This window comes from Streptomyces spinosus, from assembly GCF_020400655.1.
Taxonomy (GTDB): Bacteria; Actinomycetota; Actinomycetes; order Streptomycetales; family Streptomycetaceae; genus Streptomyces; species Streptomyces argyrophylli.
Genome location: NZ_JAINRC010000008.1, coordinates 19,646 through 44,541, shown reverse-complemented (window position 1 = coordinate 44,541; position 24,896 = coordinate 19,646). Strand labels below are relative to the sequence as shown.

Genomic DNA, 24,896 nt, shown 5'->3' with positions numbered 1-24,896 from the left:
GCCGTGCCCCGCTTCAGTGTGATCGTGCCCTGTTTCAAGGTGCAGGGATTCCTGCGCGAGTGCCTGGACTCGGTGCTCGGCCAGTCCTTCGGCGACTTCGAGCTGATCGCCGTGGACGACTGCTCCCCGGACGGCTGCGGCGCGATCCTGGACGAGTACGCCGAGCGCGACTCGCGCGTGAAGGTGCTGCACCTGCCGGAGAACGTGGGCCTCGGCCGGGCGCGCAACGCGGGCATGCCGCACGCCACCGGCGACTACCTCTTCTTCCTGGACAGCGACGACACCCTCACCCCGGGCGCGCTGCGGGCCGTCGCCGACCGGCTCACCGAGGCCGGGGACCCCGACGTGCTCGTCTTCGACTACGCGCGCACCTACTGGTGGGGCGGCACCCGGCGCAACGTCCTCGCGCACGTCCTGGCGGAGGCGCCCGGCACGTTCACCGTCTCGGAGTACCCACAGGTCCTCGACCTGCTGATGGTGGTCTGGAACAAGGTGTACCGGCGCGCGTTCGTCGCGGAGCACGGTTTCGCGTTCCCGCCGGGATACTACGAGGACACCCCCTGGACCTTCCCGGTCATGCTCAGCGCCCGCCGGATCGCCGCCCTGGACCGGATCTGCCTGAACTACCGGCAGCGCCGCCAGGGCAACATCCTGTCCACCACCAGCCGCAAGCACTTCGACATCCACGACCAGTACGAGCGGGTGTTCGCCTTCGTGGCCGGGCGGCCCGAGCTGGCGGCCTGGCGGCCCTACCTGCACCGCAAGATGGGCGAGCACTGCCTGGACATCCTGGCCAAGCCGGACCGGCTGCCGCCCGCCGACAGGGCCGAGTTCTTCCGGCGTACGGCGGAGATGTTCCGCCGGCACCGGCCGGAGGGCGCCCCGGTGGACGGCGAGGTCGCCGTGCTGACCGGTTCGTGGGCCGGGTACCGGGTCAGGCGGCAGGCGGCGCGGGCGGGCCGGGAGGCCGCCCGGCGGGCGGACGGGGTGCGACGGGCAGCCGGCGCGCGGGCCCGCACCGGCTGGACGGCCCTGCACACCCTCCGCCCGCTCGACGAGAACCTCGTCGTCTACTCGGCGTCCTCGCACCGGGGTGTGCTCGGCGACCCGGCGGCCGTACACGCCGCCGCCCGGGAGATCGCCCCGCGGCTGCGCGGCGTGTGGGTGGTGCGGGACGCGGAGACGGCCGCGCGGCTGCCGGCCGGCGTCGAGCACGTGATCGTCGGCTCCCGGCGATACCTGGAGGTGACCGCACGCGCGAAGTTCTTCGTCAACGACGTCAACTGGCCCGGCGCTCTCGCCAAGCGCCCCGGCAGCGTGCACATCCACACCCATCAGGGCACCCCGCTGAAGTACCTGGGCGCCGACCTGCTGGACAAGCCGGGCGCCCGGCTCGGCTTCGACGTGCCACAGATGCTGCGCCGGGCCGACCGCTGGGACTACAGCCTGGTCGCCAACCGCCACTCCGAGCTGGTCTGGGAGCGGGCCTACCCCTGCCACTTCACCTCGGTGCGCACCGGCAGCCCGCGCAACGACGTGCTGGTGAACGGCGGTCACGGCGATTTCCGGGAGCGGCACGGCATCCCGGCGGACCACACGGTCGTGCTGTACGCGCCGACCCGGCGGGACTACCGCCGCGGCGGGTACGTGGAGCGGTTCGACCTGGCCCGGTTCGCGGCCGACCTCGGCGAGGGCCACACCCTGGTGGTCCGGCTGCACCCGTCGCTGGCGCAGGGTCACGCGCGAGGCATGGGCCTCACGGAGCTGGCCAGGCGCGGGGTCGTGGTGGACGCGACCGACGAACCACGGCTGTCCGACGTGCTGCTGGCGGCGGACGCGCTGGTCACCGACTACTCGTCCGTCATGTTCGACTACGCCAATCTGGACCGGCCGATCGTGGTGCACGCCGACGACTGGGCGGCGTTCACGGCGAGCCGGGGCACCTACCTCGACATCACCGCCGAGCCGCCCGGCCATGTCACGCGCTCCTACCGGGAGCTGGCCCGGCTGTTCGCCTCGGGCGGGTGGCGGGACGAGGAGTCGGCGCGGCTGCGCGCGGACTTCCGGGCCCGGTTCTGCGCGTACGAGGACGGGCGGGCCGCCGAACGGGTCGTACGGAGCCTGCTGCTGGGCGAGCCGATGCCCGCCCCGCTGCCCCGGATCCCGGGCCAGGCGGCCTCCCCGGACACGCTGACGTCGGCCTAGCGGGGACACCGAGGGGGCCGGCCCCGGCCGGGCCGGCCCCCTCGGGCGTGCGCGGTGCCTACTCGACGACCAGGTCGACGTCGATGTTGCCGCGGGTGGCGTTGGAGTACGGGCAGACCTGGTGGGCGCTCTCGACGAGCTTGCGGCCGGTCTCCTGGTCCAGGGTGTCGGGCAGTTCGACGCGCAGGGTCACCTTCAGCCCGAAGCCCTCGCCCTGCTTGCCGATGCCGACCTCGGCGGTGACGGCCGCGTCGCTGACGTCGACCTTCGCCTGGCGTCCGACGAGTCCGAGGGCGCTGCCGAAGCAGGCGGCGTACCCGGCGGCGAAGAGCTGCTCGGGGTTGGTGCCCTCGCCGTTGCCGCCCAGCTCCACCGGCGGGGCCAGCTTCAGGTCGATCTTGCCGTCGGAGGAGACGGCGCGACCCTCGCGGCCGTGGGTGGCGGTGGCGACAGCGGTGTAGAGCGCGTCCATGAAGACCATCCCTCTCGGGTGTTCGGTTCGTTGTGAGCACAAGTAGAGCACACAACTGAGTTGCACACAACTAAATGGGCCGCGAGAGCTATCCTGGACCCATGACCGACACGGAGTGGCTGCGACTGAACCGCCAGATCTGCTTCTCGCTGCACGCGGCGTCCCGCGCCTTCAACAGCGTCTACCGCCTGATCCTCAAGGACCTCGGGCTCACCTATCCCCAGTACCTGGTGATGCTGGTCCTGTGGGAACACGGCGACCTGCCCGTCAAGAAGCTCGGCGAACAGCTGCGGCTCGACTCCGGCACGCTGTCCCCCCTCGTCAAGCGGCTGGAGGGGGCCGGGCTGGTGCGGCGCGAGCGCAGCGCGCAGGACGAGCGCTCGGTGCGGGTCCACCTCACCGAGGAGGGCACGGCGCTGCGCGAGCGGGCCCTGGAGGTGCCTCCCCGGATCATGTCGGCGACCGGCCTCGACCTGGCGGAGGTCGTCGACCTGCACGCCCGCCTGGAGCGGCTCACGACGGCCCTGGACGCGGCGGCGGAGGCTGAGGCGCGAGCAGCGGGATGACCGGGCGGACGTACAGCCGTACGGTCACCCCGCCCCGCACGGTCTCGCCCTGGCCGAGGAACTCCCGCCCCAGCACGTCGGTCTTCGCCCGCTCGACGGGACCGCCCGGTGCCTCGCGGCCGGTGAGCAGCTTGCGGTCCGCCACGGCCCACACCCGGTCCACCCGCGCCAGCCTGCGCCGCAGCTCCGCCGGAGCGGCCTCGCGCCCGTACAGCGTCCCGGACCCGGCGGCCCCCGCCACGAGCGCGATGTCCCGGGTCCCCCGGAACGCCCCCGGGTAGGTGAGCGCGACGTTCCGGGCCGACGCCGGCACGAACAGCACGGGATCGCCCGGCTCCACCCTGCGCGCGACGGCACGGGAGACGGCACCGAGGTCATCCGGCCTGCTGCCCGGATCGCGGTCCTGCCGCAGGAGCGGGAGCTGGTGGAGGAGGCTGAGGGCGACGGCGAGGACGCCGGCGAGGGGGACCGCCGCGGACCGCGGGAACGACCGCCTCCGCACCGCCCCCGCCACCCGCTCGGCCCCGGCCGCCACCAGCAGCGGCGCCCCCGGCAGCGCGTAGAGCACATACCGGTCGACGTACAGCGGCGAGAACTGCGACGCCAGCATCAGCACCGCCGGCGGCACCACCACCAGCGGCAACGCGACCCCGGCACACGTCGGTTCCCCCCGTCGCCCCACCAGGCCGACCAGCCCCACCACGGCCAGCGCGAGACACACCCAGAACACCTCGTCCGTCGGCCCCAGGAACCTCCGCAGCAACCTCTCCGCCGTATCCGCCGTAGGCGTGCGCAACCAGGCCACCTGCGCCGACTGCCCCCGCGAGACCACCACCATCGGCACCAGCGCGACCACGACCGCCGCCGCCGCGCTCCCCCACCCCCGCCACGCCCGCGCCCCGGCCCGCGCCAGCGCCAGCGACACCGCGTGGGCGAGGAGCAGCAGCACCGCGAACTCGTGCAGCCAGCAGGTGAGTCCGAGGACCGCGCCGTACGGCCACCACGGCCCGCACCGCACGGCCCGGACGAACAGCAGGGTCGCCGCGGTGGCGCCGGCCGCGACCAGGGCGTAGGAGCGGCCCTCCTGCGCGTAGTGGCCGGCCATCGGCGCGACGGCGTAGAGCAGCCCGGCCCACAGGCCGGCCCGCGGCCGGACCAGCCGGGCGCCGAGGGCGGCCACCAGGCCCGCCGTGAGGGTCGCCGCGCACACCGACGGCAGCCGCAGGGCGACCTCACCGGGATGGACGGCGAGGACCGGGCGCAGCAGCAGGTAGTACAGGCCGTGCACCGCGTCCACGTCGTGGAGCAGGAGCCAGATCCGCGGCACCGTACGGCGCCCGACCTGGAAGCTGACGGCCTCGTCGCGCCACATGCCGCCCCGGTCCAGGCCCCAGAGCCCGAGCGCGAGCATCACCAGCGCGGGCACGCCCACGACGGCGGCCCGGTGCAGGCGGGTGGGCCCGAGTGTCCCGTGCGGGAGGTGGCTCGTTGCACCTGTCGGCAGGTCCGTGGTCGTTCCAGCCGCCCGACGCGACTGCGGTTTCGCAGGAAGCCCGACGTTCACCATGGCCCGATCTCTTGCGATTACCCAATATTTGCGGTCCTTGACGGCGTATCAGCATCAATACACCATCCATACCGCTTAGGCTCCCATGTGATGAACCGTCTCCGTGTCACCCCCGGCCCGGTCCTCACCCTCACCGCCCTGTGGCTCGCCACCCGCGCGCTGATGCTGTGGCTGCTCGTCCACGGCGGCGCCCCGCTGCTCGGCGGCGGCTCGGTGACCCGTGAGGTGTGGCGGCTGTACTTCCACTGGTACGGCATCCTCGCGCACGGTTCCTTCCCGGTGCACGACACGCTGTGGCAGTACCCGCCGGGCGCGGGCGCGGTGCTGCTGGCGCCGGACCTGCTGCCGGGCCTGACGTACTTCGAGGCGTTCGTGGCGCTCACCCTGACCGTGGACGCGCTGACCGTGGCGGCGCTGCTCCGCGCGGGCACCCGGCCCGGGCGGAGCCTGCTCGGCGCGGCGCTGTGGACGGGCGGTCTGCCGCTGCTGCTGCACATGCCGCTCGCCCGGTACGACGTGCAGGTCACCGCCCTGGCCGTGCTGTCCCTGCTGGCCTCGGCGCGTTCCCCGCGCGCGGGCGGTGTGCTCGCGGCGGTGGGCGCGCTGGTGAAGGTGTGGCCGGCGCTGGTGCTGCTGGGCACGCCCCGGGGCCGGCCGACGCGCAGGGCGTGGGCGTGGGGGGCGTGGGCCGGGGCCGCGTGCCTGGCCGTGCTCGCGGCCCTCTTCGCGCATCCGCTGTCCTTCCTGCGGGAGCAGGGCGGCCGGGGCGTGCAGATCGAGTCGCTCGGCGGTACGGCACTCAATCTGGCCCGGCACTTCGGCTGGCCGGGCCGGGCCCGCTACCGGTACGGCGCGGTGGAGATGACCGGCCCCCACGTGCACGCCGTCGCCACCGCCTCGCTGACGCTGACGGCGGTCTCCTTCGGACTGCTGGTGCTGTGGCGGGTACGGGCGCGTCGCTGGAGCGAGGCGACGCCGTACGACGCGGCCCTGAGCGCGGTGCTGCTGTTCACGGTCACCAGCCGGGTCATCAGCCCCCAGTACATGATCTGGCTGATCGGGCTGGCCGCCGTGTGCCTGACCTCCCGGCACACCGGCCAGCGGCCGGTGGCGGTGCTGATCCTGCTGGCGTCCGCGCTGAGTTCGGTGGCGTACCCGATGTACTACCGCGAGGTGGTCGGCGGCAGTTGGGCCGGGTGCCTGCTGATGCTGTCCCGGAACGGGCTGCTGACGGCCGCCGCCGTGCTGTCCTTCGTACGGCTGTGGCGGTCCACGCGGCCGCCGGCCGGGCGGCCGGCGCCGAGCACGCAACCCCGGCCCGGTTCCGACCGTCTTCGGGAGCGAGTACTGAGCGCCTCCTGACGGCCTCTTACCGAGTTCTCCTACGCTCCCGGCCCGTGGACCCCATGCATCCAGCACCGCGTACGACGCACCCGGCCCCGGCCCCGGCCGCTCAGGTCGCCGTGGTCGTCATCGGCCACAACGACCGCGTCCATGTGGGCGAGGCCGTGCGCTCGGCGCTGGCGCAGGGGCCGGCGGTGGCCGAGGTGATCGCCGTGGACGACTGCTCCACGGACGGCAGCGACGCCCTGCTCGCCGGGCTGGCCGCCGGTGAGCCGCGGCTGCGGGTGGTGCGCCGGAGCGTGAACAGCGGCGGCTGCGGCAGTCCGCGCAACACCGGGATCGACGCGGCGACCGCGCCGTACGTGATGTTCCTGGACAGCGACGACGTGCTGCCGCCCGGCGCGGTGGACGCGCTGCTGACGGCGGTCACGCAGGCGAGCGCCCAGGTCGCCAGCGGTCTGTGTGTGCGCCGGGAGCTTCCCTCGGGGCGTGAACAGCCCTGGCAGGCGCCCCTCTACACGGCCCACACCGTCCTCGCGCGCCCCTCGCGGCACCCCGGGCTCGTCCAGGACACGCTGTGCGTCAACAAGCTGTACCGCACCGACTTCCTGCGCGACCACGGCATCCGCTTCCCCGAGGGCCGCTTCCTCTACGAGGACTTCGTCTTCACCGCGCGCGTGCTGGCCGCGTCCCCGCGCGTCGCGCTGGTCCCGGACCGGGTCTACGTCTGGCAGGTACGCCGGTCGGCCGGGCGGCTGTCGCTCTCGCTGGACCGGGGCGGCATCGGGAACTGGACGGCGCGTCTCGAGGCGTGCGCGCTGGCGTACGACATCCTGCTGGACGCCGGGCAGAGGGAACTGGCGCGGGCGGCACGCGTCAAGTTCCTCGACCACGACCTGCGCATGTACGCGCGCGAGCTGGGGTTGCGCGACGCGCGGTACCGGCGTGCCTGGTGGGCGCACACCCGCGCGTACCTCGCGCGCTACGACGCGGCCGGCCGGGAGCCGGACCCCGCCACCCCCGGGGGCCTGCTGGCGCGGGTCGTCCTGGCCTCCCCCGAGCCGCGCGACCTTCCCCGCCTGCGCGAACTCGCCGCCCGCCCGGCCCGGCTGCTCCCGCCGTACGCCCGCACCCCCGAGGACGGCCCGGTCTGGTCCGCCGACCTCCCCGAGGTCTCCCTGGCCCCCCTGCTGGCCGGGCCCGTCGCCGCGCTCCCGCTCGCGGTCGACGCGGAACTGCGCCCCCGCGCGCGGACCTCACTGCTGCGCCTGCGGCTGCACGAGCTGTACGGGAAGGTGGCCGAGGCGGGACCGCCCGAGGTGGACGTGGAGTGGCGCGCGCGGGAGGACGACCGCGGGCGCGGGCACACCACGGTGGCGCTCACCCCGTCCGTCCCGCAGGGCTGGTCCGCCGAGGTGCCCGTCGACCTGGCACGGCTCGGTCCGGGCACCTGGGACCTGCGTCTGACCCTCCGTTTCCCGGACGGCACCCGGCGCGAGACCACGGCGCACGCCCTCGCGGGCGCGGGCCGGCTGCGCCGGCACGCCGTGCCGAGCGCCCTGCACGGCGTGCTCCTGGCACAGCCGTACGCCACGCACTCCGGCGCACTGGCCGTGCGGGTGGCCACCGGTCTCCGGGGCGTGCTGGCGGTGGCACGCGGCCGGCTCCGCCGACTGCTCCGCTGAGACACGGCGGGTGCGACGGGTGCGGCGGCGTCCGAAGGCGGCGCGGTCGCGGCAGACCCGCCGGACCCGGGCCGTACGCCGGCCGCGGGCCCGCCGTGGCTGATCGCGTGGTTCGCCGCGCCCCCGCCGGGCGCCTCAGAGCGCCTTCAGCGCACCCGCCGTCGCCCGCGCCAGTCTCTCCAGGTACCCCTTCGGCAGCTTCGGGGAGCGGATGACCACCGAGCGCCAGTACAGCGGCCCGGAGATCAGGTCCAGGGCCAGGTCGGGATCGACGCCCGCGCGGACCTCGCCCCGCCCCTCGGCCGCGGCCATGATCCCGCTGGCCACCCCTTGCTGCCCGTCCCGCAGCGCCTTCTGGAAGGCGTCCGCGATCTCGGGGTTGCGGGCCGCCTCGGCCTGGAGGTCGGGGATGATCTGGGACGCGACCGGGTGGCGCAGGGCGCGGGACGTGACCTCGTACAGGAGCCGCAGGTCACCTTCCAGGGAGCCGGTGTCGGGCACCGGGAACCCGGTCACCGCCATCGCCGAGACGACGTCCAGCACCAGGTGGAGCTTCGAACGCCACCGCCGGTACACCGCCGTCTTGCCGACCCCGGCCCGCCGGGCGATCCCCTCGATGGACATGCGCGCGTACCCGACGGCCGCCAGTTCCTCGAAGACGGCCGCGCGGATCGCCTCGGTCACGTCCTCGCGGAGCACGGCCGCCCCGGCGGGTGCCCGGCGGCGCGGACGCGCCGGCGGCTCGTCGGCTGACTCGGCGGCGTTCGTCGTCATACCCACAGCATAGGGCGTTACGACGAAACGGTTGCGTCCCGACGTCTGTTGGTCTTACGCTCGCGTTGCGACGATACGGTCCCGTCCCGACGTAAGAGAACGTGAAGAGAAGCGTAAGCGAACGCCGGACGACGGGCCCGGACGCGGCGCCCCGGCGAAAGCCGGGCGCAGCACCCCCTCCCCCCGAGCGAAAGCAGCGGATGTGAGCCAGGTCCTCCACACACCGCCCCCCACCCGGGCCCCGGCAGACGACGATCTCGCGGCGCTGGCCGCCCGGCACGGCCTGTCGGTCAGCGGCGCCCGCCCCACCCTGCCGGAGTACGTCCGCCAGCTGTGGGCCCGCCGCCACTTCATCGGCGCCTTCGCCACCGCCAAGCTCACCGCGCAGTACAGCCAGGCGAAGCTCGGCCAGGTCTGGCAGGTCATGACCCCGCTGCTGAACGCGGCGGTCTACTACTTCATCTTCGGCGTGCTGCTCGGCACCAAGCACAACGTGCCCGACTACGTGCCCTTCCTGGTCACGGGCGTGTTCATCTGGACCTTCACGCAGAGTTCGATCATGGCGGGCACCCGGGCCATCTCCGGCAACCTCGGCCTGGTCCGCGCCCTGCACTTCCCGCGCGCCGCCCTGCCGATCTCCTTCGCGCTCCAGCAGCTCCAGCAGCTGCTGTTCTCGATGGCCGCGCTGGTCGTCATCCTGCTCTGCTTCGGCGTGCCGGTCTCCGTCTCCTGGGTGCTGGCCGTGCCGGCCCTGGTGCTCCAGTTCACGTTCAACGCCGGCGTGTCCATGGTCATGGCGCGGATGGGCGCGAAGACCCCGGACATCGCCCAGCTGATGCCGTTCGTGCTGCGCACCTGGATGTACGTGTCCGGCGTGATGTGGAGCATCGACAAGCTGGCCGACAAGGACGACCTGCCGCACGTCGTCACCGTCCTGCTGGAGATCAACCCGGCCGCCGTCTACATCGACCTGATGCGGTTCGCGCTGATCGACAGCTTCCACGCGAGCCAGCTGCCCCCGCACGTGTGGGCGGCGGCGATCGGGTGGGCCCTGGCCGCGGGCATCGGCGGCTTCATCTACTTCTGGAAGGCTGAGGAGACGTACGGCCGTGGCTGAGCGCAGCGAAGAGAAGGTCCCCACCGTCGTCGCCGACCGCGTCGACATCGTCTACCGGGTGAACGGCACCGGCGCCGGCCGGGGCTCCGCCACCGCCGCCCTCAACCGCATCCTGCGCCGCAAGCAGGCCGAGAAGGCGGCCGGCGTGCGCAAGGTGCACGCGGTCAAGAAGGTGTCCTTCGTCGCCCACAAGGGTGAGGCGATCGGACTCATCGGGACCAACGGCTCCGGGAAGTCCACCCTGCTGAAGGCGGTCGCGGGCCTGCTCCCGGTGGAGAACGGGCGCATCTACACCGATGGCCAGCCCTCCCTGCTGGGCGTCAACGCGGCCCTGATGAACGACCTCACGGGCGAGCGGAACGTCTTCCTCGGCGGGCTCGCCATGGGCATGTCCCGGGAGCAGATCAAGGAGCGCTACCAGGACATCGTCGACTTCTCGGGCATCAACGAGAAGGGCGACTTCATCACCCTGCCGATGCGCACGTACTCCTCCGGCATGGCGGCCCGCCTGCGCTTCTCCATCGCCGCCGCCAAGGACCACGACGTCCTGCTGATCGACGAGGCACTGGCCACCGGCGACCGCTCCTTCCAGAAGCGTTCGGAGGCGCGGATCCGCGAGCTGCGGCAGCACGCGGGCACGGTCTTCCTGGTCAGCCACAACAACAAGTCGATCCGTGACACCTGCGAGCGGGTCCTGTGGCTGGAACGCGGCGAGCTGCGCATGGACGGGCCGACCGAGGACGTCATGAAGGAGTACGAGGCGTTCACCGGTGACAAGAAACCGGCCGCCAAGAAGCCAGCACCGAAGGCGGATGCCACAAAAGCGAAGCCGGACGCCACAAAAACGGGCACAACGCAACCGGACGCCGTGAAAGCCGGTCTTCCTTCCTGAGCGCAGCTCTTACGCCAACCGTAGTTATCCCTTTCATCCGTTTAATGACAGTATGTTATGAAGGGTGCGGCGGGAGACGACGAGCCGAAGGAGTCCATCGCGATGCCCCAGTTGAGCGTGATCGTCCACGGGCCGAACGCACAGGGGCATCTGACCGATCTGCTGGACTCCTTGGACGCCCACCCCCTCACCGGCTGTGAGGTGATCGTCGCCGCCGTCGGCGACTGGGCCCTGGAGACGGCCGAGCACCACGCGCCCGAGACGATCGTCGTCCCGCTGCCCGACGGCACCGGTGACCCGGAGGCCCGGGCGGCCGGCGCCGCCCGCGCGTCCGGCCGCTGGCTGCACTTCGTCCACGCCAAGGACGGCCTGCCGGCCGGCGCCCCCCGCCTGATCGCCGAGCGGACCGCCGAGCTGGACGCCACCGCCTCCGGCGACCCCGTCGACGTCCTGCTGTTCGACCACGTCACCACCACCTGGCAGACCGCCGCCAAGCCCTCCCGCGACGGCCGCCACCTCGCCGCCGTCGGCCGGGCGGGCCGGTCCCTGGACGAGACCGCCGACCTGCTGCGGCTCACCCCGCTGCTCGGCAACCGCGCCCTGCGTACCGCGTTCTGGCGGGCCCACGAGGAGCGGCTGAACACCGACGACGAGCAACGCGCCGCCCAGACGGCCCTGCTGTACGCCGGCCGGATCGCCTGCCTCAACCAGACGGCGTACGAGCACCGCGTGCTGCGCCCCGAGAGCCTGCCCCCGCGCGCCCCCGAGGACCGGCTCGCACTCATCGACCGCTACGAGTCCCTGCTCGCGCTCGCCAGGGATCGCCGCGCCCCCCGCACGGTGCTGTACGACCTGATGGTGCGCGACCTCATCCGCACCTTCGCCCGCGAGGAGCTGCCCGACCCGGTGGCCCGCGAGTTCTTCCGCCGCGCCTCCGTGGCCGCGGTCCGCTGGCGCCCCGAGGACCACCGGCGCCCGGCGGGCCTGGAAGGCGTGCGGCACACGCTGCTGGAGGAGGGTGCCTACACCAAGTACCGCGCGTTCCAGGCCGCCAACCGCACCCGCCGGGCCGCCCGCAAGGCCGTGCGCACCCGCAGGAAACAGCTGAGCACCCGGATCCGCGACCACCAGTACCAGCGCGCCCTGAGCCGCCCGGTGGACCCGCACCTCGCCGTGTTCGCGGCCTACTGGGAGCGCGGAGTGGCCTGCAACCCGGCCGCCATCGCCGCCAAGCTCGCCGAACTCGCCCCGCACATCCGCCCGGTGTGGGTGGTGAACAAGCAGAACGAGGCCCTGCTGCCGCCCGGCACCGACCACGTCGTCCCCGGCACCCGCCGCTACTGGGAGACCCTCGCCACCGCCAAGTACCTGACGAACAACGTCAACTTCCCGAACGCCGTGGTCAAACGCCCGGACGCGGTCCACCTCCAGACCCACCACGGCACCCCGCTCAAGCGCATGGGCCTGGACCAGATGGACCATCCGGCCGCCGCCAAGGGCCTGGACTTCGCCGCCCTGCTGACCCGGGTCGACAAGTGGGACTACAGCGTCAGCGCCAACAGCCACTCCACCCGCATGTGGCAGCGCGCCTACCCGTCCCGCTACACGTCCCTCGACTACGGCTATCCGCGCAACGACGTCTTCTACACGGCCACCGCGGCCGACGTCCGCGCGGCCCGTGACCGCCTCGGCATCGCCCCGGGCAGGACCGCCGTCCTCTACGCCCCCACCCACCGCGACTACGAGGCCGGCTACACCCCCCGCCTCGACCTCGCCGCCCTCGCCGACCGCCTCGGCGACGACACCGTCCTGCTCGTCCGCGCCCACTACTTCTACGGCGGCGCCGCCTCCCCGCTGACCGGCCTGCGCCGCTCCGGCCGGATCATCGACGTCTCCTCCTACGACCCCGTCGAGGAGCTGTGCCTGGCCGCCGACGCCCTGGTCACCGACTACTCGTCGATCATGTTCGACTACGCCAACCTGAACCGCCCGATCGTGATCTACGCCGACGACTGGGAGACGTACCGGACCACCCGCGGCGTCTACTTCGACCTGATGGCCGAGCACCCCGGCCAGGTCGCCCGCACCCAGGAGGAGCTGGCCGAGATCTTCCTCTCCGGCGCCTGGCGCGACGAGAGCGCGGGCAAGGCGCGGGCCACGTTCCGGCGGCGGTTCTGCGAGTACGACGACGGGCGCGCCGCCGAACGGGTCGTGCGCCGGGTGTTCCTGGACGAACCGGAGGACGCGCTGCCGCCGGTGCTCCCCATCGAGGACCGCACCCCCGCCCCCACGCCCGAGGAGGCCACGGCATGACCCGCCCCGACGTCACGGTCACGGTCATCGTCTACAACGACGCGGCCCGTCTGCCCCGCGCGGTGGCCTCGCTGCGCGCGCAGACCCACGCGAACATCGAGATCGTCATCAGCGACGACCACTCCACGGACGAAACTCCCGCGGTGGCCCGGAAGCTGGCGGCCCAGGACCACCGCATCCGCTACCTCCGGCTGCCGGAGAACAGCGGCGGGTGCAGCGCACCGCGCAACCGGGCCATCGAGATCGCCCGGGCGCCGTACCTGATGTTCCTGGACAGCGACGACGAACTCCCGCCGCGCGCCGTCGAGTCGCTGCTCGCCGCGCACCGCGAGCGCGACGTCGACTTCACCATGGGCGCGGTCCGCCGGGTCCGGGTGGACAACGGCCGCCGCTCGACCTGGATGCCGCACCTGGTCGCCGAGCGCCGCACCCTGGAGGGCATCGAGGCGGACCCCCGTCTCCTCTTCGAGCACCTGTCGACGAGCAAGATGTACGCGCGCGCCTTCCTCGACCGCCACCGGCTCCGCTTCCCCGAGGGCATCCACTACGAGGACCAGCTGTTCTCGGCGCAGGCGTACTGCCTGGCGCGGGCGTTCACGATCATCCCGGACCCGGTGTACGTCTGGTACATCGAGCCGTTCGCGGACGCCTCCTCCGCCTCCATCTCCAACCAGCGGCACAAGATCTCCAACGTGGGCGACCGGGTGCACGTCCAGCGGCTGATCGACGAGTTCCTGGTGAGCAGCGGGCACGCGGGGCTGCGGGAGGACAAGGATTACAAGTTCCTCAAGCACGACTTCCGGATGTACGCCGGTGACCTGCCCTACCGGGACGAGGAGTGGCTGACGTCCTTCGCGGACATCATGAACCCCTACCTCGACACGCTCTCCCCCGAGGCGTACGGCCGGCTGCCGCGCGCCGAGCGGGTGGTGCTGGAACTGCTGCGCGACGGCCGCACGGACGAGGCCCGGCTGGCGGCGCGCGGACTGGGGCACGCGGTGGCACCGCGGCGGGTGACGTCCGACGGTACCGGGGTCCCGTACTGGGGTGACACCGTGCCCGCGACGGACCGCGCCCGCCGCGAACTGGACGTGTCCGAGCTGGAGCTGGACACCCGGCCGTTCCCGACCGCCCTGTTCCGGCACGAGATCACGGGGCTGACGCCCGGCGCGGGGGCGACCCTGACCCTGGCGATCCGCACCTACGACCCCGGTCTGCGCCTGCCCGTGGGGCCCCAGCGCGCGTTTCTGCTCCTGACCCCCGGCCGACGCCGCATGACGACCCCCTTCCGCCTGGACCCGGTCCGCCCCGGCGTCTTCGAGGGCACGGTCCGCCTCGACCTCACGTCCGCGCCGGTCCCGCTCCACGGCTTCGAGGGCGTACGGCACCCCTTGGTCCGGCTGGAGCAGCAGGGCCTGTCCAACTCCGGTCTGCTCCTCGCACCGTTGGACTTCCCCGCACGTACCGCCCGCATCGACTACCACTCCGGTGCGGCCCCCCACGAGCTGACCGTCGAACCGGAGGGCCGCAACCCGGGCCGGCTGCAGTTCCGCTGGCGCCCGGTCGGGGTGACGGCCCGGATCACCCGGCCCGCCGTCCGCCGCCTGGCCCGGCCCCGGGTGCGCAACGCCGCGCGGCTGGTGGCGAGTGCGCTGAAGTAACCGCAGGGCGCCGCCGTGCCGTCCGCTCAGGGCACCACTCGGTACAGGACCTGCCCGCCCGGGCCCACGGCCGTCCTGCGGAGCCACGGTGCCTCGCCGCCCCCCACGACCCACTTCACCCCGTACTCCCGCAGGATCGCCCGTCGTTCACCCGCACTGGTCGCCGGCGAGAAGTACCGGTCCACCGCCGCCTGCCTGCGCCCGGCGTCCGGGAGGAAGAAGTCCGGGTACCCGGGGGCCACGGTGTACGGGCCGTACGCGGGGATCTGCCGAGCCGGGAACTTGCGCGCCATCACCACGTCCCCGTACCGCACCCCCGCCCGCACGATCCACTGGTAACCCGCCCACGGCGTGTGGTACTTCGCCGCGACCACCCCAGGCAGCGCGTCCCGCGGCACCACGTACCCGAGCGTCCCGGCCTGCGTCCACGCCCCCACCGCCAGCGCGGCGAGCAGCACGCACGCCCAGCCCCGCCGCACCGCGGCCCGCCCCGCCGACACCGCCTCCAGCGCCGCCGCGAGCTGCGCCGGGATCAGCGCGGCGGGCAGGGCGCGGCCCCAGGAGTAGTGGCCGGTCAGACCCCCCGCCGCGAACACCAGCGCGCCGAACAGGAAGAAGAGGGCCAGGGGGTCGCGGTGATCCCTGCGCAGGCGGAGACCCAGTGTCACCACCCCGAGCAGCACCAGCCCGAACCGCCCGGCCAGGTGCTGGTACAGCGGCCGGTGGACGGCTTCCAGGTCCGCGCCGGCGGAGAACAGCGCGAAGAAGTCGTAGTACGGCCAGAGCCACAGCACCAGCAGGCCCAACAGCAGCCCGGCGCCCAGCCGGAGCAGCGCCCCGCGCGCCGGCCGCGCCGCGAGCACCGTCGCCAGCCCGCCCAACGAGGCCACCACGCCCGTGAACTGGTGGCACAGCAGGATCACCGCCCACAGGGCGCCCAGCCCCAGGCACGCCCCCCAGGTCACCTCCCCGCGCACCACCCGCGTCAGCCGGGCCCAGAAGTGGAAGGCGAGCCCGAGCGCGAACACGCTGGGGTAAGAGACCGTCAGCGCGAGGGAGTTCAGCCCGACGAAGCCGCTCCAGTCGAACAGCAGCGGCCCCCAGAGGAAGACCAGGCTCAGGAAGGCCAGCGCGGGAGCGGCACGGTGCCCGCTCAGCGTACGGACGTAGCGACGGACGCCCGTCACCAGCAGACCCAGTCCGGTGAGCGCGGCCAGGCGCAGGACCACGAAGACCGACAGGCCCGTCAGCCTGGCGACGGTGCCGAGCAGCAGCATCCAGGGCGAGTGGTACGGGCTCGGCGTGTCGGCGTCGACCAGCGGGTTGCCGGGGTGCAGCAGGCTGTGCCGGAAGCGCTGGACCGTGGCCGCGTGCATGCCGAGGTCGCCCGCCCACGGCAGACGGACGACGACCCAGAACATCAGCACCACGACGAGCGCGGCGGCGACCTGCGGCAGCTCACGGCCCACGCGCGACGCGGAGCCGCCCGGTGGTGCCGTACGGCCCACCTGTTCGGTGTCAGACGGCGCGGTGTGCACACGCCGACCCTATCCGACCCACCGCGAAGAGCAGGAAAAGGTAAGTTCTCCGCACGTTTCGCACGAGAAGCGGGCAAGAAGAAGGGCGCCCCGGGGAGTCGGTCCCCGGGGCGCCCTTCCCGCCGTACGGCTACGAGTGCGTCCGCAGCAGCGTCCGCATCGTGCGCATCGCCACCGACAGGTTGGCGAGGTCGAACGAGTCCGAGCTGCGGATCTCGTCCAGCGTGGTGCGGGCCCGGCCCAGCAGCGCGCTGTTCTTCTGCTCCCACGCCTCGAACCGCTGCTCCGGCGTGGAGGTGCCGTTGCCCACCGCGAGGACGTCCGCGGTGAGGGCCGCGTGCGCCGCGTACAGGTCCTCACGGATGGAGGCGCGGGCCATGGACTGCCAGCGGTCGGCACGCGGCAGCTCGATGATGCGGTCCATGAGCTGGGTGATGTTCAGCCGGTCGGCCAGGTCGTAGTAGACCTCGGCGACGTCCAGCGGCTCCTTGCCCATGCGGTCGGCCACCGACACGATGTCGAGCGTCGGGAAGGCGGAGGAGAAGCCGGCCACGCGGGTGGCGACTTCGTCCGGGACACCGGCCGCGGACAGCTCGTCGTACACGTGCTGGTACCACTCCGCGTCCGCGCCGCGCAGCAGCTTCGGCAGCTCCTGCCAGACCCGCTCGACCCGCTCGGCGAAGAACTCCACCGTCTCGGCGAGCTGGAGCGGCTGCGGCCGGTTGTTGAGCAGCCAGCGGGTGCCGCGCTCGACCAGCCGGCGCGAGTGCAGGCGGATGCGGGTCTGGACGCCCGCGTCGACCTGGTTGTCCAGGGCCTCGACGGCGTCCCACACGGGCGCGGAGCAGAAGATCGCGCGGGCCGCGGTCTGGGCGCGGACGATCTCCTCCAGGGAGGCGCCGGTCTCCTCGCGCAGCCGGTGCAGATACGTCGTACCGCCCGTGTTGACCGTGTCGTTGACCAGCACGGTCGTGGTGATCTCGCGGCGCAGCGGGTGGTTGTCGATCGCCTCGGCGAACCGCTCGCGCAGGGCCGTCGGGAAGTACGCGTGCAGCAGCCCGCGCAGGTACGGGTCGTCCGGCAGCGAGGTCCGCAGCAGCTCCTCGGCGACCGTGATCTTCGTGTACGCGAGCACGACGGCGGTCTCCGGGCTGGTCAGGCCCTGGCCCTGGGCGAGGCGCTCACGGATCTGCCGGTCGGTGGGCAGGAACTCCAGCGCCCGGTCCAGGTGGCCCTCGCGCACCAGGTGGCGGATGAACCGCTGCTGGGCGTGGAGCATGTCCTTCGCCTGGAACAGGGCGTTGGCCAGGGCGGTGTTCTGCGCGTAGTTGTTGCGCAGGACCAGCGCGCCGACCTCGTCGGTCATCTCGGCGAGCAGCTTGTTGCGCTGCTTGACGGTCATGTCGCCGTCCGCGACCAGGCCGTTCAGCAGGATCTTGATGTTCACCTCGTGGTCGGAGGTGTCCACACCGGCGCTGTTGTCGATCGCGTCGGTGTTGATCTTTCCGCCGTGCAGCGCGAACTCGATCCGGCCGAGCTGGGTCAGGCCCAGGTTGCCGCCCTCGCCGACGACCCTGACCCGCAGGTCCTGGCCGTCGACGCGGATGGCGTCGTTGGCCTTGTCGCCGACGTCCGCGTTCGACTCCGTCGACGCCTTCACGTACGTGCCGATGCCGCCGTTCCACAGCAGGTCCACCGGGGCCGTGAGGATCGTCTTCATCAGGTCGGCCGGGGTCATCTTGGTGACCTTGCCCTCGATGCCCAGCGCCTCGCGGATGTGGCTGTTGAGCGGGATCGACTTGGCCGTGCGCGGGAAGATCCCGCCGCCCGCCGACAGCAGCTCGGTGTTGTAGTCGGCCCAGCTGGAGCGGGGCAGCTCGAACAGGCGGCGGCGCTCGGCGTAGGAGACGGCCGCGTCCGGGCTGGGGTCGATGAAGATGTGCCGGTGGTCGAAGGCGGCGACCAGGCGGATGTGCTCGGACAGCAGCATGCCGTTGCCGAACACGTCACCGGACATGTCACCGATGCCGACGACCGTGAAGTCCTCGCTCTGCGTGTCCACGCCCAGCTCGCGGAAGTGCCGCTTCACGGACTCCCAGGCGCCGCGGGCCGTGATGCCCATGCCCTTGTGGTCGTAACCGGCGGAACCGCCGGAGGCGAAGGCGTCGCCGAGCCAGAAGTTGTAGGTGTTCGCGACGTCGTTGGCGATGTCCGAGAAGGTCGCGGTGCCCTTGTCCGCGGCGACCACCAGGTAGGTGTCGTCGCCGTCGTGCCGCACCACGTCCCGCGGCGGCACGACCTCGCCCGCCACCATGTTGTCGGTGATGTCGAGCAGCGCCGAGATGAACGTCTTGTAGCTGGCGATGCCCTCGGCGAGCCAGGCGTCGCGGTCCACGCTCGGGTCGGGCAGCTGCTTGGCGACGAAGCCGCCCTTGGCGCCCACCGGCACGATGACGGTGTTCTTCACCATCTGCGCCTTGACCAGGCCGAGGATCTCCGTACGGAAGTCCTCGCGCCGGTCGGACCAGCGCAGGCCTCCTCGGGCGACCTTGCCGAAGCGCAGGTGCACGCCCTCCACGCGCGGCGAGTACACCCAGATCTCGTACGCCGGGCGCGGGGCGGGCAGGTCCGGGATGGCCTGCGGGTCGAACTTCATGGAGACGTAGTCGTGCGGCCGGCCGCCGGACGCGTCCTGGAAGAAGTTCGTGCGCAGGGTCGCCTTGATGACGGTCAGGAAGGACCGAAGGATGCGGTCCTCGTCCAGGCTGGCCACCTGCTCCAGGGCCGCGTCCAGCTCCTCCAGCAGCGCGTCGGTGATCTCCACACCGGCCTGCTGCCGCTCCGGGGACATCCGCGCCTCGAACAGGGAGACGAGGAGCCGGGTGGTGTGGACGTTGTTGCGGAGGGTGTCCTCCATGTAGTCCTGGGAGAAGGTCGAGCCGGCCTGCCGCAGGTACTTGGCGTAGGCGCGCAGCACCATCGCCTGCCGCCAGGTCAGCCCGGCGCTCAGCACGAGCGCGTTGAAGCCGTCGTTCTCGGCCTGACCGGTCCAGGTGGCGGCGAAGGCCTCCTGGAAACGCTCGCGGGCGTCGTCGCCCAGGTACTCACCGCCGCCCGCCGCCTTCGGCATGCGCAGACCGAAGTCGTAGATCCAGGCGGTGATGCGGTCCGCGCAGCGCAGCTCGTAGGGCCGCTCGTCGGTGACCTCGACACCGAGCCGGCTCAGCACCGGCAGCACCTTGGAGAGGGAGACCGAGCCGCCCTTCTGGTAGATCTTGAAGCGGCGCTCCCCGGGCGCGGCGCCCACCGGCTCGTACAGGCTCAGCGAGAAGGTCTTGTCCTCGCCGAGCTGCTCCAGGTGGACCAGGTCGGCGACCGCCGCACGCGGGCTGTGGTCGGCCTTGTAGCCCTCGGGGAAGGCGTTGCTGTAGCGGCGCAGCACCTCGGCCGCGCGCTCCTCGCCGCACTCGGCGGTCAGCGCCTCGGCGAACGCGTCGGCCCAGGAGCGGGCCGCCTCGACCAGGCGGGCCTCGATGCGCTCCTTGTCTGCGTCCGACAGCTCGGGCAGCTCGGTGCCCGGCGGCACCCGGACGACGAAGTGCAGCCGGGACAGGATCGACTCGGTGTTCCAGGCGGTGAAGTCGACGCTGACGCCGCCCAGCTCCTCCTTCAGGATGTCGATGATCCGCAGGCGCACACCGGTGGTGTAGCGGTCCCGCGGGAGGTAGACGAGGGCCGAGTAGTAGCGGCCGTACTCGTCCTGGCGCAGGTACAGCCGCAGCCGGCGGCGCTCCTGGAGGTAGAGCACGCTCGTGGCGATGGCCTGCAGTTCCGCGGCGGGCGTCTGGAACAGCTCGTCGCGCGGGTAGGTCTCCAGGATCTGGAGCAGGTCGCGGCCGTCATGGCTGTGGGGCGAGAACCCGGCGCGCTCCAGCACCTCGTCCACCTTGCGGCGGATGACCGGGACGCGGCGCACGGACTCGGTGTACGCGGCGGAGGAGAACAGACCGAGGAAGCGCCGCTCGCCGACGACGTTGCCGTCCGCGTCGAACTTCTTGACGCCGATGTAGTCCAGGTACGACGGCCGGTGCACGGTGGCCCGGCTGTTGGCCTTGGTCAGCACGAGCAGCTTGTGCTCGCGTGCCTTGGCCCGGGCGTCGGCCGGGAGACGCTCGAAGGAGGGGCTGACCGGGTGCTGGTCCTCCTCGGCGTGGTGCGGGTCCGAACGCAGTATGCCGAGACCGGTGCCGGGCACCGCGGCGAGCGTGTCGTCCTCGCGCAGTTGGTACTCGCGGTAGCCGAGGAAGGTGAAGTGGTCGTCGGCCAGCCAGTGCAGCAGCTCGCGGGCCTCCTCGACCTCCGGTCCGGGCAGGTCGCCGGGGACGGGCTCGCCCTCCAGGCCGTCGGCGATCCGGACCGCCGCGTCCCGCATCTTCTCCCAGTCCTCGACGGCCTCGCGGACGTCGGACAGCACACGCAGCAGATCGGCGGTGATCTGCTTGAGGTCCGCGCGGTCGGTCTCGCGGTCGATCTCAACGTGGATCCAGGACTCGACGTGCGTGTCGTGCGGGAGCTCGCCGGTGAACCCGGCGGACCGGTCCGGCAGCACCTCGATCAGCTTGCCGGTCAGGTCCCGGCGCACGACGAACTGCGGGTGGATCACGACGTGGATGCCGCGCCCCTGCCGGGTCAGCTCATTGGTGACCGAGTCCACGAGGAAGGGCATGTCGTCGGTGACGACCTCCACGACGGTGTGGCTGCAGGTCCACCCGTTCTCCTCCACCGTCGGGGTGTGCACCCGGACGTTCGCGGTGCCCTGGGGGCGGGTCTCGGCGAGACGGTAGTGCGAGACCGCTGCGCCGAAGACGTCGACCGGGTCGCGGTCGGCGAGGTCTTCCGGGGCGGTGTGCAGGTAGTAGCGCTGGAGGAACGCGAGCACGGATTCGCTGTCCGGGGTGCCGGGGGTGCCCTCGCTCGTCGTCCCGGTCGGTAGGTGGCCCCCGACCGGGCTGTTCTCAGCTACCCGGGCGGCCCGTTCGAGCAGCTCGGCCTTGGCTTCGTCCAGCTTGGTCTGCATTGTCCTCTGGCTCCTGTCGCGCGCCGTTGCGTGACGTAGAAGGAAGTACGGTCTCTTTCCCTCCGGCTCGACGCCACGGCCCGGGGTGTCCGGTCCGGTCCGACGCTATGCCGCGAGGTGAGATGAGCGGGGGGAATTCGGCCATTCTCGGCACGTCCGTGGGGTGTGACGCTGCTCTCGGCACCGTCGCGTCCCGGGCCGTCCTCGGCGTCCTGGAGGCGTCCGCGCCCCCGCCCCGCCCGCGAAGACCAGCGACCGCGGCCCGGTCACGGAGGTGTTCCGTGCAACCCGGGCGCAGGGCAGGAGCAGGATCGCCCCCGCGAGATATCGCGCTGATCACGCCACAAGGCTATCGCCACTTACCCCGGGCCCGTCATGAGCCGTATGTGTACAAAACCGAGGGGCGAAGTTTGACGTTCTGCACAGCGGCGGGGCGGGTGGGGGTGGCGTATCCGACGGCTGGTCCGCGTCCGGGGCACCGGCTCGCGCCCCCGGGTCCGTGGTCGCACCCTGAAAAACGCCGGGCCCTCTTGGCAAGGGGCGCCCGGCGGAGGCACGGTGCCCAGGACACTGTGCGGAGTCTCCCCGGAGGAGCCGACATGCCCACCAAGATCCTCATCGTCACCGGCGACGCGGCGGAGTCACTGGAGGTGCTCTACCCCTACCAGCGGCTGCGCGAAGAAGGCTACGAGGTCCACATCGCCGCCCCCACCCGCAAGACCCTCCGGTTCGTCGTGCACGACTTCGAACCCGGTTTCGACACCTACACCGAGAAGCCCGGCTACACCTGGCCCGCCGACCTGGCCTTCTCCGAGGTCGACCCGGGCGACTACGCGGCCCTCGTCATCCCCGGCGGCCGGGCCCCCGAGTACCTGCGCAACGACCCCGAACTGCGCAAGATCCTCAAGGCCTTCTTCGACGCCGACAAGCCGGTCGCCCAGATCTGCCACGGCCCGCTGCTCACCGCCGCGATCGACTCCCTGCGGGGCCGCCGGGTCACGGCCTACCCGGCGCTGGAACCGGACATGCAGGCGGCCGGCGCGGGCTTCCAGGACAGCGAGGCGGTCGTCGACGGCACCCTGGTCTCCTCCCGCGCCTGGCCCGACCACCCGGCGTGGATGCGGGAGTTCCTCACGGTCCTGCGCTCCAAGGCGCCGGTGAGCTGAGCACCGTCCGGGCGGCGCCTCCGGCACGCGGTACGCCGGCGGCGCCGGGGTCCGCACGCGGTACGCCAACGGGGTCGGGGTCCGCACGCGGTACGCCGACGGGGTCGGGCTCGTGGTACGCCAGCGGCGCGGACCGCGCTCGCGGTGCGCCGGCGGCCGTCCGCCGTGGCCGGCCGCGCGGCCCCCCGCGCCCTGGGTGGACCGGGGGAGCCGCGGCGCCCGCCGGCCCGCGGCCCGGCTACGCCGCCATCCTCCGCGCCTCGGCCACCGCCTCGGCCAGCGTGTCCACCACCGGCGCCCCCGCCCCCTCCAGACTCACCCGGCTGTGCGACCCCCCGCTGTACAGCACGGCCCGCGCCCCCACGTGCCGCGCGGCGACCGCGTCGTCCGCCGCGTCCCCGATCACCACGGTCCGCTCGGGCGCCACCACCCCCGTCAGCGCCTCCAGGTGCCGCACCATGTGCTCGGCCTTGCTGCCACCGGACGGCCCCGTACGCCCGTCGACCCGTATGAAGTGCGCCTCGATCCCGAAGCCCCGCACCAGCGGCACCAGGTCCTCGTGCCCGTACATGCTCAGCAGCGACTGGCTGTGCCCCGCCGACCGCCAACCCGCGAGCAGCTCCTCCGCCCCCTCGGTCAGCCGGCACCGCACCCGGTGCTCGGCGTAGTAGCGGTGGAAGACCCCGTCCATCAGCTCCCACTCGGCGTCGGACGGCAGCCGGCCGAGCAGCCGCTCGTAGAACTTCGGCACCGGCACGCAGTACAGCGTCCGGTACTGCTCCAGCGTGATCGGCGCCAGGCCCAGCTCCGCGAAGGCCGCGTTCGTCGCCCCGATGATCGCGTCATTGTCGTGGAACAGCGTCCCGTTCCAGTCCCAGACGATGTGCGCGCTTGCCTGCGTCCCCATGTCCAAGACCGTACCCGCCCCCACCGACAATCAAGGGCACGGCCGCGGTGGGTTCGGTCAGCCCAGTCCGACCAGGTTGGGGATCTCCTGCGTGGCGTACCACAGCAGTTCGTGGTCGTCCGCGCCGTCGACGGTGAACTGCGCGTCGTCGTCCCCGCCGTCCGCCGCCTCCAGGGCGTCCGCCGCGGCGGTCACGTCCCGCTCGGCGTCCTCGGCGTCGACGTGCACGGCGGCCGCCTTGGCGAGCGGCACCCCGGTCTTCACGGTGACCTCGCCGAGCGCGGCGGGTTCGAGCGCGCGGTCCGGGTCGGTGCTCACGGCGCCGTCGGGCACGTCCACGGCGACCACGACCCGGCGCCGCAGCGCGTCCGGGTCCGCCGCGAGCAGCCGCAGCGAGGCCAGCGCGGCCCGGCTGAGCGCGGCGTACTCCAGCTCCTCGATGTCCTCGGAGAGGTACCACTCGCGCAGCCCGGGCGTGACGGCGTACGCGACGAAGGGGCCGGTCCCCAGCTCACCCGTCTTGTACGCCTCGGCGAGAGCGGGGAGGGTCAGGGGGACGTAGACGCGCATGCTGGCCGCTCTTTCCTGTTCCTGGTCGAAGGCTCCGCTGGGCCCCGGGGAAGGCGGCTGGCGCGTCGCCCGGAGGGCCTTCAGGATACGTGCGGCCGTCCCCTTTCGGGCCCCTGCCCGCACGAGCGGAGGCGTCCACTCCATGCCTTCGATTCACCCCCGTCGGCCGCCTGGCCACGGGGTGCGGGGCTCCCCGGGTCCCTCGGATAGGTGAACCGTCCTGCCCCTTCCCCACGCACCGCCGCTTCCTTGCGACCCCCTCCGGCGCCCCGTACAAGATCCCCACTACTTGGTTACCGCCCGGTATCCCCCGGGCCCGCCGAACGGGGACGCCCCATGAACAAGGTCATGAGCCGCACCGCCCAGACCCGCCCGCGGCACCGCCCGCCGACCCGCCGCGACTCCCGCCGCCCCGGCGGCGCGCCGCCCCGCACGCCCAGCCGCCCCACCGCCGCACGGCCGGAAGCGGCCCTTAGGCGGCCGGGAGCCGCCGTACGGCAGCCTCGGCCCACCGACCTCTTCGCCGAGCGCCTGCTGGCCGTCCTGAGCGGTCAGCGGCCCGTCCACTGGATGCTGCGGCACACCGCGGGCCGCGCCTACGACGACCTGGCCCGCCTGGCCGAACACAGCCCCCTGCGCACCCTCGGCCCCCGCCCGGTCGTCCACGACATCGGCTACTACGTCCCCAGCCAGGGCGCCCTGGAGGTCTTCGCCCGCATCGCCGCCGGTGGCCGGCTGCGCGCCATGGCCTTCCGCCTGGAACTCGGCAAGGACCTCCGCTGGCGCTGCACGGCGGTGGAGACGGGCACGCCGCACGGGTAAGGGTCACACAGCACACTCTGGGGGCTGGGGGCTGGGTGCTGGAGGGAGGGCCGGAGCGGGGCGGGGCCGGGGGGCGGGCTGGAGGGCCGGGGGCGCGGGAGCCACCGTGGCCGGGGTGCCCGCGCGGCTGCGGCAGCGCAAGGCACCGCCCGGCAGGCAACGCGGAGGGGCCGGGCCCCCGAAAGGGAACCCGGCCCCGCTCGACCGCTGAAGCGCCGCA

At 72.8% G+C, this 24,896-nt stretch carries 17 protein-coding genes; 10 read left to right on the top strand and 7 right to left on the bottom strand.

Annotated features, from left to right (window positions below):
- Window positions 1-3 precede the first annotated feature (3 nt).
- Window positions 4-2,205, top strand: a complete 2,202-nt coding sequence (locus LG395_RS16430; RefSeq protein WP_225810260.1) for a bifunctional glycosyltransferase/CDP-glycerol:glycerophosphate glycerophosphotransferase — start codon at window positions 4-6, stop codon at window positions 2,203-2,205.
- 58 nt (window positions 2,206-2,263) lie between these two features.
- On the opposite strand, the gene LG395_RS16425 is transcribed toward LG395_RS16430, so the two are convergent.
- On the bottom strand, window positions 2,264-2,677 hold the full coding sequence (locus tag LG395_RS16425) for an organic hydroperoxide resistance protein (protein WP_171155733.1): 414 nt from the start codon (window positions 2,675-2,677) through the stop codon (window positions 2,264-2,266).
- A gap of 74 nt (window positions 2,678-2,751) precedes the next feature.
- Here LG395_RS16425 and LG395_RS16420 point away from each other — a divergent pair, with 74 nt between their 5' ends.
- A complete protein-coding gene (locus tag LG395_RS16420; RefSeq protein WP_225810259.1) occupies window positions 2,752-3,243 on the top strand; it encodes a MarR family winged helix-turn-helix transcriptional regulator in 492 nt (163 codons plus the stop codon).
- On the opposite strand, the gene LG395_RS16415 is transcribed toward LG395_RS16420, so the two are convergent.
- Window positions 3,191-4,675, bottom strand: a complete 1,485-nt coding sequence (locus LG395_RS16415; RefSeq protein ID WP_372463308.1) for a glycosyltransferase family 39 protein — start codon at window positions 4,673-4,675, stop codon at window positions 3,191-3,193. The two genes, LG395_RS16420 and LG395_RS16415, sit on opposite strands and share 53 nt — an antisense overlap.
- A 225-nt stretch (window positions 4,676-4,900) precedes the next feature.
- Here LG395_RS16415 and LG395_RS16410 point away from each other — a divergent pair, with 225 nt between their 5' ends.
- Together LG395_RS16410 and LG395_RS16405 are read left to right on the top strand one after the other, a co-directional pair.
- On the top strand, window positions 4,901-6,172 hold the full coding sequence (locus LG395_RS16410; protein ID WP_225810257.1) for a glycosyltransferase 87 family protein: 1,272 nt from the start codon (window positions 4,901-4,903) through the stop codon (window positions 6,170-6,172).
- A gap of 44 nt (window positions 6,173-6,216) precedes the next feature.
- Entirely contained in the window at window positions 6,217-7,839 is a 1,623-nt protein-coding gene (locus tag LG395_RS16405) for a glycosyltransferase family 2 protein (RefSeq protein WP_225810256.1), read from the top strand.
- 135 nt (window positions 7,840-7,974) lie between these two features.
- On the opposite strand, the gene LG395_RS16400 is transcribed toward LG395_RS16405, so the two are convergent.
- The gene (locus LG395_RS16400; protein ID WP_171155728.1) at window positions 7,975-8,613 is read right to left on the bottom strand and encodes a TetR/AcrR family transcriptional regulator; all 639 of its coding nucleotides are present in this window, start codon (window positions 8,611-8,613) and stop codon (window positions 7,975-7,977) included.
- Between the two features lie 202 nt (window positions 8,614-8,815).
- On the opposite strand from LG395_RS16400, the gene LG395_RS16395 reads away from it, so the two are divergent.
- The 4 genes from LG395_RS16395 (at window position 8,816) to LG395_RS16380 (ending at window position 14,596) form a co-directional block, all read left to right on the top strand.
- A complete protein-coding gene (locus LG395_RS16395) occupies window positions 8,816-9,730 on the top strand; it encodes an ABC transporter permease (RefSeq protein ID WP_171155727.1) in 915 nt (304 codons plus the stop codon).
- A complete protein-coding gene (locus tag LG395_RS16390; RefSeq protein ID WP_225810255.1) occupies window positions 9,723-10,622 on the top strand; it encodes an ABC transporter ATP-binding protein in 900 nt (299 codons plus the stop codon). The genes LG395_RS16395 and LG395_RS16390 overlap by 8 nt, the downstream gene beginning before the upstream one ends.
- A gap of 102 nt (window positions 10,623-10,724) precedes the next feature.
- Window positions 10,725-12,935, top strand: a complete 2,211-nt coding sequence (locus LG395_RS16385) for a CDP-glycerol glycerophosphotransferase family protein (RefSeq protein ID WP_171155725.1) — start codon at window positions 10,725-10,727, stop codon at window positions 12,933-12,935.
- Window positions 12,932-14,596, top strand: coding sequence for a glycosyltransferase family 2 protein (locus LG395_RS16380; protein ID WP_225810254.1), 1,665 nt, complete (start codon window positions 12,932-12,934; stop codon window positions 14,594-14,596). The genes LG395_RS16385 and LG395_RS16380 overlap by 4 nt, the downstream gene beginning before the upstream one ends.
- Before the next feature lie 26 nt (window positions 14,597-14,622).
- Here the strand turns inward: LG395_RS16380 and LG395_RS16375 are convergent, their stop codons facing one another.
- Entirely contained in the window at window positions 14,623-16,017 is a 1,395-nt protein-coding gene (locus LG395_RS16375) for a hypothetical protein (RefSeq protein ID WP_225810427.1), read from the bottom strand.
- A gap of 247 nt (window positions 16,018-16,264) precedes the next feature.
- A complete protein-coding gene (locus LG395_RS16370) occupies window positions 16,265-21,211 on the bottom strand; it encodes an NAD-glutamate dehydrogenase (protein ID WP_171155723.1) in 4,947 nt (1,648 codons plus the stop codon).
- Window positions 21,212-21,810: 599 nt separating this feature from the next.
- Here LG395_RS16370 and LG395_RS16365 point away from each other — a divergent pair.
- Window positions 21,811-22,377, top strand: a complete 567-nt coding sequence (locus LG395_RS16365; protein WP_171155722.1) for a DJ-1/PfpI family protein — start codon at window positions 21,811-21,813, stop codon at window positions 22,375-22,377.
- A gap of 238 nt (window positions 22,378-22,615) precedes the next feature.
- On the opposite strand, the gene LG395_RS16360 is transcribed toward LG395_RS16365, so the two are convergent.
- On the bottom strand, window positions 22,616-23,284 hold the full coding sequence (locus LG395_RS16360; RefSeq protein ID WP_225810253.1) for an HAD family hydrolase: 669 nt from the start codon (window positions 23,282-23,284) through the stop codon (window positions 22,616-22,618).
- A 57-nt stretch (window positions 23,285-23,341) separates the two neighbouring features.
- Window positions 23,342-23,854 carry a DUF6912 family protein gene (locus LG395_RS16355; protein WP_225810252.1) on the bottom strand — a complete coding sequence of 171 codons (513 nt, stop codon included), beginning with the start codon at window positions 23,852-23,854 and terminating at the stop codon, window positions 23,342-23,344.
- Window positions 23,855-24,190: 336 nt separating this feature from the next.
- On the opposite strand from LG395_RS16355, the gene LG395_RS16350 reads away from it, so the two are divergent.
- The gene (locus LG395_RS16350; RefSeq protein ID WP_171155719.1) at window positions 24,191-24,676 is read left to right on the top strand and encodes an Rv3235 family protein; all 486 of its coding nucleotides are present in this window, start codon (window positions 24,191-24,193) and stop codon (window positions 24,674-24,676) included.
- Window positions 24,677-24,896 lie beyond the last annotated feature (220 nt).

What these genes read in the sequence shown, in the direction of transcription:
- LG395_RS16405 (WP_225810256.1), top strand. Translation starts at nt 6,217, where the DNA reads ATGCATCCAGCACCGCGTACGACGCACCCGGCCCCGGCCCCGGCCGCT.
- LG395_RS16355 (WP_225810252.1), bottom strand. Translation starts at nt 23,854, where the DNA reads ATGCGCGTCTACGTCCCCCTGACCCTCCCCGCTCTCGCCGAGGCGTAC.
- LG395_RS16380 (WP_225810254.1), top strand. Translation starts at nt 12,932, where the DNA reads ATGACCCGCCCCGACGTCACGGTCACGGTCATCGTCTACAACGACGCG.
- LG395_RS16360 (WP_225810253.1), bottom strand. Translation starts at nt 23,284, where the DNA reads ATGGGGACGCAGGCAAGCGCGCACATCGTCTGGGACTGGAACGGGACG.
- LG395_RS16425 (WP_171155733.1), bottom strand. Translation starts at nt 2,677, where the DNA reads ATGGACGCGCTCTACACCGCTGTCGCCACCGCCACCCACGGCCGCGAG.
- LG395_RS16375 (WP_225810427.1), bottom strand. Translation starts at nt 16,017, where the DNA reads ATGTTCTGGGTCGTCGTCCGTCTGCCGTGGGCGGGCGACCTCGGCATG.
- LG395_RS16420 (WP_225810259.1), top strand. Translation starts at nt 2,752, where the DNA reads ATGGGCCGCGAGAGCTATCCTGGACCCATGACCGACACGGAGTGGCTG.
- LG395_RS16400 (WP_171155728.1), bottom strand. Translation starts at nt 8,613, where the DNA reads ATGACGACGAACGCCGCCGAGTCAGCCGACGAGCCGCCGGCGCGTCCG.
- LG395_RS16350 (WP_171155719.1), top strand. Translation starts at nt 24,191, where the DNA reads ATGAACAAGGTCATGAGCCGCACCGCCCAGACCCGCCCGCGGCACCGC.
- LG395_RS16385 (WP_171155725.1), top strand. Translation starts at nt 10,725, where the DNA reads ATGCCCCAGTTGAGCGTGATCGTCCACGGGCCGAACGCACAGGGGCAT.
- LG395_RS16370 (WP_171155723.1), bottom strand. Translation starts at nt 21,211, where the DNA reads ATGCAGACCAAGCTGGACGAAGCCAAGGCCGAGCTGCTCGAACGGGCC.
- LG395_RS16410 (WP_225810257.1), top strand. Translation starts at nt 4,901, where the DNA reads ATGAACCGTCTCCGTGTCACCCCCGGCCCGGTCCTCACCCTCACCGCC.
- LG395_RS16365 (WP_171155722.1), top strand. Translation starts at nt 21,811, where the DNA reads ATGCCCACCAAGATCCTCATCGTCACCGGCGACGCGGCGGAGTCACTG.